Genomic DNA, 8,675 nt, shown 5'->3' with positions numbered 1-8,675 from the left:
GTGCGGTGCTCGCCGCCTGTGTCGCGGGCGGCGGGCTCGTGTACCTGGGGGCGCTGCCCGGTTCCGGCGGCACGAAGGACGGCGCCTCCGCGGCCGCGACCCCGCTGGCCGCGCTCTCGGCGACCGAATCCCCCGCCCTGCCCTCGGAGTCGGCCTCGCCCTCCGCCTCCCCCTCGCCCTCCCCATCGGCATCCGCCTCGCCGAGCCCGTCGGCGAGCCCGAGTCCGACGCAGTCCAAGAGCAAGTCGCCGAGCCCGCGCGCCTCGGAGGCCAAGCCGGCGCCCGCCCCGCCGTCGGGGGTGGCGGGCCAGGTCGTGGCCCTGGTCAACAGCGAGCGGGCGGCGGCCGGCTGCGGCCCCCTCAAGGAGGACCCGCAGCTGCGTGCGGCCGCTCAGGGGCACTCCGACGACATGGCGGCCCAGGACTTCTTCTCGCACACCAGCCCCGACGGCACGGACCCGGGCGACCGGACGACCGCGGCCGGGTACCGCTGGTCGACGTACGGGGAGAACATCGCGCGGGGCCAGCAGACGGCCCAGTCGGTCATGGACTCCTGGATGAAGAGCCCGGGCCACAAGGCGAACATCCTCAACTGTTCCTTCAAGGACATCGGGGTGGGAATCCACCAGGGCTCGGGCGGACCCTGGTGGACCCAGAACTTCGGCGCGCGGTAGGAGCGGTCGCCCGGCCCGGCGGCGCCGGGAGCCGGCCGTCAGAGCCGCAGTCCCCGCAGCTTCTCCGGGTTGACGGTGACGCGCAGTGCCGTGATCCGGCCGTCGGCGGCCTCGAAGGTCATGGCCCCCACGGTCGTGCCGTTGTGGACGAGCAGCAGGCCGGGCTCGCCGTTGATCTCGGCGAGGTGCATCGTCCCGTCGCGGACCTCGGCCTTGGCCAGGACGCCGAGCCACCAGCGGGCGACGTGGTCCGCTCCGTACAGCGGGCGGCGGGCGGCGGTGACGACGCCGCCACCGTCGGCCCAGGAGACGACGTCGGGGGCGAGGACGGTGAGCACGTCGCCGAGGTCCCCGCCGAGGCAGGCCCGCCGGAACTTCTCGACGATCTCGCGCTGCTCGGCCGCCTTGGCGGTGAACCGGGGGCGGCGGGCCCGGACGTGTTCGCGGGCCCGGTGCGCGGACTGGCGGACGCTCGCCTCGGACTTCCCGACGACCTGCGCGATCTCGGTGTGGGAGTACCCGAACACCTCGCGGAGCATGAACACCGCGCGCTCGGTCGGCGTCAGGGTCTCCAGTACGACCAGGACCGCCATGGAGACGGTGTCGGCCAGTTCGGCCTCCTCGGCGATGTCCGGCGAGGTGAGGAGGGGTTCGGGCAGCCAGGGTCCGACGTACGCCTCGCGGACGACCTGGGCCGATCTGAGCCGGTTGAGGCTCAGATTGGTGACGGTGCGCACCAGGTAGGCCCTGGGGTTCTCGACGGCCGTGCGGTCGGTGCGGTGCCAGGCGAGCCAGGCGTCCTGCACGATGTCCTCGGCGTCGGCGACGCTGCCCAGCATGCGGTAGGCCGTACCGAACAGCAGGCGCCGGTGTTCCTCGAAATCCTCGCTCATGATCGCCACGGTGCCATCCGTCGACCCCGAGGATCAAGGGGCGGGTCAGCTGTCGGCGAGCGATGTCGTACATACCCATGGGACAAGGTGCCCCCGGCGGACGTCATGTCTACGGGGTCCGATCCGCGTCCAGAGCGGCTCGGGTCAGTGATGGAAGCCGGATCGCGGCTCGGCGGCCGGTACGGGCGGGGGCGTGGCGGTCAGGTGTTCCACGGCCGCGCGCAGGTCGGTGACGAGCAGGGCCATCTGATCGCGGGTCACGCCGTGCCGGACGAGGACGCGTTGGACGACCGTGTCGTGGCGGTCGGCGGGCAGCGGGTACGAGGGCACCTGCCAGCCGCGCATGCGCAGCCGGTCGGAGAGGTCGTAGAGGCTGAACGCGGTGGCGTCCGGGTCGGTGAGTGTGTAGGAGACGGCGGGCAGGGCGCCCTGGCCGTCGTAGAGGAGGGTGAAGGGGCCCATGTCGGCGATCTGCCGGGCGAGGTACTGGGCGGTGTCGGCGCAGGCCTGCTGGACGCGCCGGTAGCCGGCCCGGCCCAGGCGCAGGAAGAGGTAGTACTGCGCGATGATCTCCCCGCCGGGGCGGGAGAAATTGAGGGCGAAGGTCGGCATGTCGCCGCCCAGGTAGTCCACCGTGAAGACGAGGTCCGCGGGGAGCAGGTCGGCGGTGCGCCAGATGATCCAGCCGACTCCCAGGGGCGCGAGCCCGTACTTGTGGCCGGAGGTGTTGACGGAGGCGACGCGCTCCAGCCGGAAGTCCCACACCACGTCGGGGTGGAGGAAGGGCGCCACGAACCCGCCGCTCGCGCCGTCCACGTGGATGGGGACGTCCCAGCCGTGCGCGGCCTGGATCCGGTCGAGCTCGGCGGCGATCTCGGCGACGGGTTCGTAGTCGCAGGTGTAGGTGACGCCGAGGATGGCGACGACGCCGATGGTGTTCTCGTCGACGTACTCGGCGAGCTGATGGGCCTGCAGGCCGGTGGCGCCGGCCTCGATCGGGACCTGGCGCAGTTCGACGTCGAAGTAGCGGGCGAACTTCTCCCAGCAGATCTGAACGGGGCCGCACACCAGGTTGGGGCGGTCGGTGGGCAGGCCCGCGGCGCGGCGGCGCTCGCGCCAGCGCCATTTGAGGGCGAGTCCGCCCAGCATGGAGGCCTCGCTGGAGCCGGTGGTGGAGCAGCCGGCCGCGACGGCGCCTGCGGGGGCGTTCCACAGATCGGCCAGGATGTTGACGCAGCGGGACTCGATCTCGGCGGTCTGCGGGTACTCGTCCTTGTCGATCATGTTCTTGTCGAGGCAGACGTTCATCAGGCGGTGCACGCCCTCGTCCGACCAGGTGGTGCAGAAGGTGGCCAGGTTCTGGGCCGCGTTGCCGTCCAGGAGCAACTCGTTGCGGAGCAGTTCGTAGACGACCTCGGTGGGCGAGGGGTCTTCAGGCATCCTGTACTTGGGGAGGATCTGGCCGCTCAGCGTGGAGGCGAACACATCCGTGTCGGCGTCCTGAGCATGTGCGTCCTTCGTCTCATGAAGAGGCATATCGGGACTATAGGCGCAAAACTGACCACGATCGGGCAGGACGACGGTCGGTCAGTGACACCCACCCGTCGAGCAGCAGAGCGACGCGGCGATCGGCCCCGGCGGCCCGGAGGCGCGAAACCGGCGACCGCGCCGATGATCTCTTCTCCGGGGAAGCGTTCCGCACCGGCCGCGGCGGACCGGCGGACCGCACCACTTGCCCGGGCCGTTCGGCCAAGATCGAAGGGTCGTATGCATCGAGGATCTTCCGGGCGTTGCCGCCACATCCGCCCCGTAGTCACCTCGCCCCACCTAGGGCCGCGTCTGACGCTCCGCTTCCGGCCGACTCTGCAGTGTGATCCCGCACATATCGACCCCCTCGCCCCGAAGAAATTACTGTCAAATGGAGTTCGTTCAGAAATCTTTCCCGTTCGAGCCCCCGAAGTTGCCCCGAACGGGAAGATCATCCAACTTGTTCTACCGGAAACTTATCCGCGCATGTCCTGATACAGGCCAAGCCCCTTCCGAGCCCTGATACCTCTTCGACCATGAAGAAGATCACTCGCCGTCAGGCCTTGGGGGCAACAGCCGGTGCCCTCACCGCTCTTGGTCTGACCGCCGCTGCCGCGGGCGCCACGAACGCCGCCGCGACCCCCACCGAGCCCACCACCCCGGGCACGGTCGACGAGGTCTACAAGGGCCGTCGTATCCGGATCACCGCCGGCGGAGGTGGCCATCACGGCGGCCACCACTCGCCCGGCGGGCCCACCGTCCGCATAGACGGCAGGGAACTGCACATCATGCGCAACGCCGATGGCACCTGGATCAGCGTCATCAACCACTACGAGACCTTCGCCGACCCGAAGCTCCTCGCCCGCGCCGCGGTCCGCGATCTCCAAGGCGCCGCTCTCGTCCCCTTCGGAGGTGCGGCATGACCGTACGCAAGAACCAGGCCGCGCTGACCCCCGAGGAAAAGCGCGCCTTCGTCGCGGCCCTGCAGGAGCTCAAGCGCAACGGCAGCTACGACCGCTTCGTCACCACCCACAACGGCTTCATCATGAGCGACACCGACTCGGGCGACCGCGTCGGCCACCGCTCCCCCTCCTTCCTGCCGTGGCACCGGCGCTTCCTCCTGGAATTCGAGGAGGCGCTGCAGAAAGTGGACCCGAGCGTCGCGCTCCCGTACTGGGACTGGACGGTGGACCGGACCTCCCGCGCCTCCCTCTGGGCCCCCGACTTCCTCGGCGGCACCGGACGGGCCCGCGACGGGCAGGTCATGGACGGTGGGTTCGCGTACTCGACGGGCAAGTGGAACATAAACGTCCGGATGGACGGGCGTGCCTACCTGCGCCGCGATCTCGGGGCGGCCGTCGCCCAGCTGCCGACAAAGGCCGAGGTGGACTCCGTACTCGCCATGCCGGTCTACGACATGGCGCCCTGGAACAGCTCCTCCAACGGCTTCCGCAACCACCTGGAGGGCTGGCGCGGCGCCAACCTGCACAACCGGGTGCACGTGTGGGTCGGCGGGCAGATGGCCACCGGCGCCTCCCCGAACGACCCGGTGTTCTGGATGCACCACGCCTTCATCGACAAGCTGTGGGCCGAGTGGCAGGCCAAGCACCCCCAGGCCACGTACCTGCCGGGGGCGGGCACGCAGAACGTCGTCGACCTGAACGACACCATGCGGCCCTGGAACAACGTGACCCCGGCGGACATGCTGGATCACCGGAAGTTCTACACCTTCGACACCGAACCGGTCGCCGCCGCCAGCCAGCGGTAGTGCAGTTCCGGGCGGCCGACCTGGCCGTACCGAGGGGTGCGGTCCGCGCGGCCGGTGTCCACCAGGTGTTCCAGGTAGCGGCGTGCGGTGATCCGGGAGATCCCCGCCACCTCGGCCGCCCCCGCCGCGGTCAGACCCTCGGGCGCCGACCGCAGCAGGGCGGCGACCCGGTCCAGGGTCGGGCCGCTCAGCCCCTTGGGAAGCTCGGCCGGGCGGGGTGCGCGCAGGGCGGCCATCGCCCGGTCGACGTCGTCCTGCCCGACCGCCTCACCCGCGGTCTGGCGGAACTCGGCGTAGCGCAGGAGCCGTTCGCGCAGGGTGGGGAACGCGAACGGCTTGAGTACGTACTGGACCACGCCGAGGGAAACGCACTCACGGACCACGGCCAGGTCCCGCGCGGACGTCACCACGATCACGTCGACGGGATGTCCCGCGGCACGCAGCCCGCGCGCGAAGCGCAGGCCGTGCCCGTCGGGCAGGCCGAGGTCCAGGAGCAGCAGGTCGACGCGGGTCCGCTCCAGGAACCGGGTGGCCTCGGCGAGCGAGTGGACGGCGCCGACGGCGGTGAAGCCGGGCACCCGGCCGATGTAGAGCGCGTGCGCGTCGGCGGCCACCGGATCGTCCTCGACGATCAGCACGCGCACCTCGCCCCCGCTCATCGCGGGCTCTCCGGGCCCGCGGCGGGTGATGGCGCGACTGCCGACGCGATCGGCAGGCGGACCGTGAACTCCGCTCCTCCGCCCGGGCCCTGGGCGGCGACCACCGCGCCGCCGTAGCGCTCCGCCACCTGCCGGACCAGCGCCAAGCCGAGGCCGCGGCCCTCGCCCTTGCCGGACCAGCCCCGGCGGAACACGTCCACCCCTTCGGGCAGCCCGGGTCCGTTGTCCGCGACCCGCAGCAGCAGTTCGTCCGGCTCGGGCCGCAGCGTGACCGCGATCCGGGCCCCCGGTACGGCGGTGAGCGCGTCGACCGCGTTGTCGATGAGATTGCCGAGCACGGTGACCAGGTCCCGGGCCGGTGGCAGCCCGCCCCCTTCGGCGAGACTGCGGCTGTCGGCGGTGACGACCAGCTCGACGCCCCTCTCGTGCGCCTGGGCGGCCTTGCCCAGCAGCAACGCCACGAGCACCGGCTCCCCGACCGCGGTGACCACCTCGTCGGTGAGGGCCTGGGCGAGCTCCAGCTCGGCGGTGGCGAAGTCGACCGCCTCGTCCGCGCGGCCGAGTTCGATGAGCGAGACCACGGTGTGCAGCCGGTTGGCCGCCTCGTGCGCCTGGGAGCGCAGCGCCTGGGTGAAGCCCCGCTCATGGTCCAGCTCGCCGGTCAGCGCCTGCAGTTCGGTGTGGTCGCGCAAGGTCACCACGGTGCCCCGGCGGCCTCCGCCCGCGACCGGCGAGCTGTTGACCACCAGCACCCGGTCCGCGGTCAGGTGCACCTCGTCCATCCGGGGCCGGTCCGCGAGCAGGGCCCCGGTGAGCGGTGCCGGCAGGCCGAGGTCGGCGACCTTGGTGCCGGTGACCTCGCCCGGCAGAGCGAGCAGTTCGCGTCCGGCGTCGTTGATCAAGGTGATCCGGCGCTGCCCGTCGAGCATCAGCAGGCCCTCGCGGACCCCGTGCAGGGCCGCCTGGTGGTAGTCGTACATCCGGCTGAGCTCTGCCGCGTTCATGCCATGAGTGTGACGGCGCAGCCTCGCGTTGACGACGTACGTGCCCACGCCGCCGAGGGCCAGCGCGCCGCCCGCGACCCAGGCCAGGGCGGAGAGCTGCGTGGCGAGCCGGTCGCTGATGGCGCGGACGGTTATCCCCGCGCTGACCAGGCCGATGATCCGGCCCTCGTCGCGCAGCGGGGTGACCACGCGGATGGAGGGGCCGAGGGTGCCCGTGTACGTCTCGCTGAAAGTCTCGCCGCGCAGCGCGGGGGCGGTGTTGCCCATGAAGGGCTCGCCGATCCGGCGCGGGTCCGGGTGGGTCCAGCGCCGCCCGTCCGGGGACATGATCGTCACGAAGGCCACCCCGGAGTCCGCGCGGACCTGTTCCGCGTACGGCTGGAGCGCGGCGGACGGGTCGGTCCCGCCCGTCGCTCCCCGTACGGCCTCGCGTACGGACGGGGAGCCGGCGACCGCGCGGGCTACGGCCCCGGCCTGGCGGCGGGCGGCCTCCTCGGCCTGGCCCCGGGCCGTGGCGTACGCGAAGACGGCGCAGCCCGCGACGACCACGGTGACCAGCAGCACCTGCATGGCGAAGAGCTGGCCGGCGAGGCTGCGCGGGGGGCGGGGAAAGCGGAACATGGCGCTCAGTGTGCCCCGGGTCGTGAACTCAATGAACGCAAGGGTGACGGGGGTCACAGCCCTGGGCGATGGTCTCCCCGAACGTAATCACCACCGGGAGGCATCGTGGCCGCCAGACGCGACAGAACGCACTATCTCTACATCGCGGTGATCGGCGCGGTGCTGCTCGGCATCGCCGTCGGCTTCGCCGCCCCCGGCGTGGCCGTGGAGCTCAAACCGCTGGGCACCGGCTTCGTCAGCCTCATCAAGATGATGATCTCGCCCGTGATCTTCTGCACGATCGTGCTGGGCATCGGGTCCGTGCGCAAAGCCGCCAAGGTGGGCGCCGTGGGCGGACTCGCCCTCGGCTACTTCATGGTCATGTCCACGGTGGCGCTGGCCATCGGCCTACTGGTCGGCAACCTGCTGGAACCGGGCAGCGGGCTGCACCTGACCGAGGCGGTGCGCACGGCGGGCGAGGCGCAGGCCAAGGCGGGCGGGGCCGAGAGCACGCCGGAGTTCCTGCTCGGGATCATCCCGACCACGCTGGTGTCCGCCTTCACCGGCGGCGAGGTCCTGCAGACCCTGCTGGTGGCGCTGCTCTGCGGGTTCGCGCTGCAGGCCATGGGCGCTGCGGGCGAGCCGGTGCTGCGGGGCGTCGGACACCTCCAGAAGCTGGTGTTCCGGGTACTCGCGATGATCATGTGGGCGGCTCCGGTGGGCGCCTTCGGAGCGATCGCGGCGGTGGTCGGGGCCACCGGCATCGACGCGCTGAAGTCCCTCGCCGTCATCATGATCGGCTTCTACACGACCTGCCTGCTGTTCGTGTTCGTGGTCCTCGGCACGCTGCTGCGGGTGTGCACCGGAGTGAGCGTCTTCGCCCTGCTGCGCTATCTGGGCCGGGAGTTCCTGCTGATCCTCTCGACCTCCTCCTCGGAGTCCGCGCTGCCGCGGCTGATCGCGAAGATGGAGCACCTGGGGGTCTCCCGCCCGGTCACCGGGATCACCGTGCCGACCGGGTACTCCTTCAACCTGGACGGGACGGCCATCTATCTGACGATGTCCTCCCTGTTCGTCGCCGAGGCGATGGGCAAGCCGCTGGCGCTGGGCGAGCAGATCTCACTCCTGCTGTTCATGATCATCGCCTCGAAGGGCGCGGCCGGGGTGACCGGCGCGGGCCTGGCCACCCTCGCCGGCGGACTGCAGTCGCACCGGCCGGAACTGGTGGACGGCGTCGGCCTCATCGTGGGCATCGACCGGTTCATGAGCGAGGCCCGGGCCCTGACGAACTTCGCGGGCAACGCGGTCGCGACGGTGCTCATCGGAACGTGGACGAAGGAGTTCGACCACGCGCGCGCCAGCGAAGTCCTCGCGGGACGGCTGCCTTTCGACGAGAGCACGCTGGTGGACGACGGGCACGGCGCGCAGCAGCAGGGCGAGCCCGCGCGATCCGCCGAGCCCGCCGAGTCCGGCGAGTCCGCCGGAACCCCGACTTCCGTTCCGCAGCCCTCGGGCAGTCCCAAGGACGGGGTACCGGTCTAGCCGGTACG

General features: G+C 71.4%; 8 protein-coding genes. 4 read left to right on the top strand and 4 right to left on the bottom strand.

What is annotated here, in order from left to right; genetic code table 11:
• On the top strand, window positions 1-674 hold a 674-nt coding region (locus ACWGIU_RS20810; protein WP_453707876.1), incomplete at its 5' end, for a CAP domain-containing protein.
• Between the two features lie 38 nt (window positions 675-712).
• Here ACWGIU_RS20810 and ACWGIU_RS20805 read toward each other — a convergent pair.
• Together ACWGIU_RS20805 and ACWGIU_RS20800 are read right to left on the bottom strand one after the other, a co-directional pair.
• Window positions 713-1,567, bottom strand: coding sequence for an RNA polymerase sigma-70 factor (locus tag ACWGIU_RS20805; RefSeq protein ID WP_453707874.1), 855 nt, complete (start codon window positions 1,565-1,567; stop codon window positions 713-715).
• Window positions 1,568-1,711: 144 nt separating this feature from the next.
• Window positions 1,712-3,103 (bottom strand): glutamate decarboxylase, encoded by a 1,392-nt coding sequence (locus ACWGIU_RS20800; protein ID WP_453707872.1) that lies wholly within the window; start codon window positions 3,101-3,103, stop codon window positions 1,712-1,714.
• Between the two features lie 527 nt (window positions 3,104-3,630).
• Between ACWGIU_RS20800 and melC1 the strand changes: the two genes are divergently transcribed.
• Window positions 3,631-4,017: an apotyrosinase chaperone MelC1 gene (gene melC1, locus ACWGIU_RS20795; protein ID WP_453707870.1), complete on the top strand. Its 387-nt coding sequence runs from the start codon at window positions 3,631-3,633 to the stop codon at window positions 4,015-4,017.
• Window positions 4,014-4,862, top strand: coding sequence for a tyrosinase MelC2 (gene melC2 / locus ACWGIU_RS20790; RefSeq protein ID WP_453707868.1), 849 nt, complete (start codon window positions 4,014-4,016; stop codon window positions 4,860-4,862). The genes melC1 and melC2 overlap by 4 nt, the downstream gene beginning before the upstream one ends.
• Here the strand turns inward: melC2 and ACWGIU_RS20785 are convergent.
• Window positions 4,817-5,521: a response regulator gene (locus ACWGIU_RS20785; RefSeq protein WP_453707866.1), complete on the bottom strand. Its 705-nt coding sequence runs from the start codon at window positions 5,519-5,521 to the stop codon at window positions 4,817-4,819. The genes melC2 and ACWGIU_RS20785 overlap by 46 nt on opposite strands.
• Window positions 5,518-7,146 carry a sensor histidine kinase gene (locus ACWGIU_RS20780; protein WP_453707864.1) on the bottom strand — a complete coding sequence of 543 codons (1,629 nt, stop codon included), beginning with the start codon at window positions 7,144-7,146 and terminating at the stop codon, window positions 5,518-5,520. Before ACWGIU_RS20780 ends, ACWGIU_RS20785 begins: the two co-directional genes overlap by 4 nt.
• 105 nt (window positions 7,147-7,251) lie before the next feature.
• Between ACWGIU_RS20780 and ACWGIU_RS20775 the strand changes: the two genes are divergently transcribed.
• Window positions 7,252-8,667: a cation:dicarboxylate symporter family transporter gene (locus ACWGIU_RS20775; protein WP_453707862.1), complete on the top strand. Its 1,416-nt coding sequence runs from the start codon at window positions 7,252-7,254 to the stop codon at window positions 8,665-8,667.
• Window positions 8,668-8,675: the final 8 nt, after the last annotated feature.

The organism is Streptomyces sp. NPDC054840 (genome assembly GCF_053611065.1).
The sequence above is the reverse complement of the archived record's forward strand: the minus strand, read 5'-3'. Positions and strand labels throughout refer to the sequence as shown.

Bases quoted from the DNA above. Each gene is read 5' to 3' on its own strand.
- ACWGIU_RS20805 (WP_453707874.1), bottom strand. From the start codon at position 1,567: ATGAGCGAGGATTTCGAGGAACACCGGCGCCTGCTGTTCGGTACGGCC.
- ACWGIU_RS20800 (WP_453707872.1), bottom strand. From the start codon at position 3,103: ATGCCTCTTCATGAGACGAAGGACGCACATGCTCAGGACGCCGACACG.
- melC1 (WP_453707870.1), top strand. From the start codon at position 3,631: ATGAAGAAGATCACTCGCCGTCAGGCCTTGGGGGCAACAGCCGGTGCC.
- melC2 (WP_453707868.1), top strand. From the start codon at position 4,014: ATGACCGTACGCAAGAACCAGGCCGCGCTGACCCCCGAGGAAAAGCGC.
- ACWGIU_RS20785 (WP_453707866.1), bottom strand. From the start codon at position 5,521: ATGAGCGGGGGCGAGGTGCGCGTGCTGATCGTCGAGGACGATCCGGTG.
- ACWGIU_RS20780 (WP_453707864.1), bottom strand. From the start codon at position 7,146: ATGTTCCGCTTTCCCCGCCCCCCGCGCAGCCTCGCCGGCCAGCTCTTC.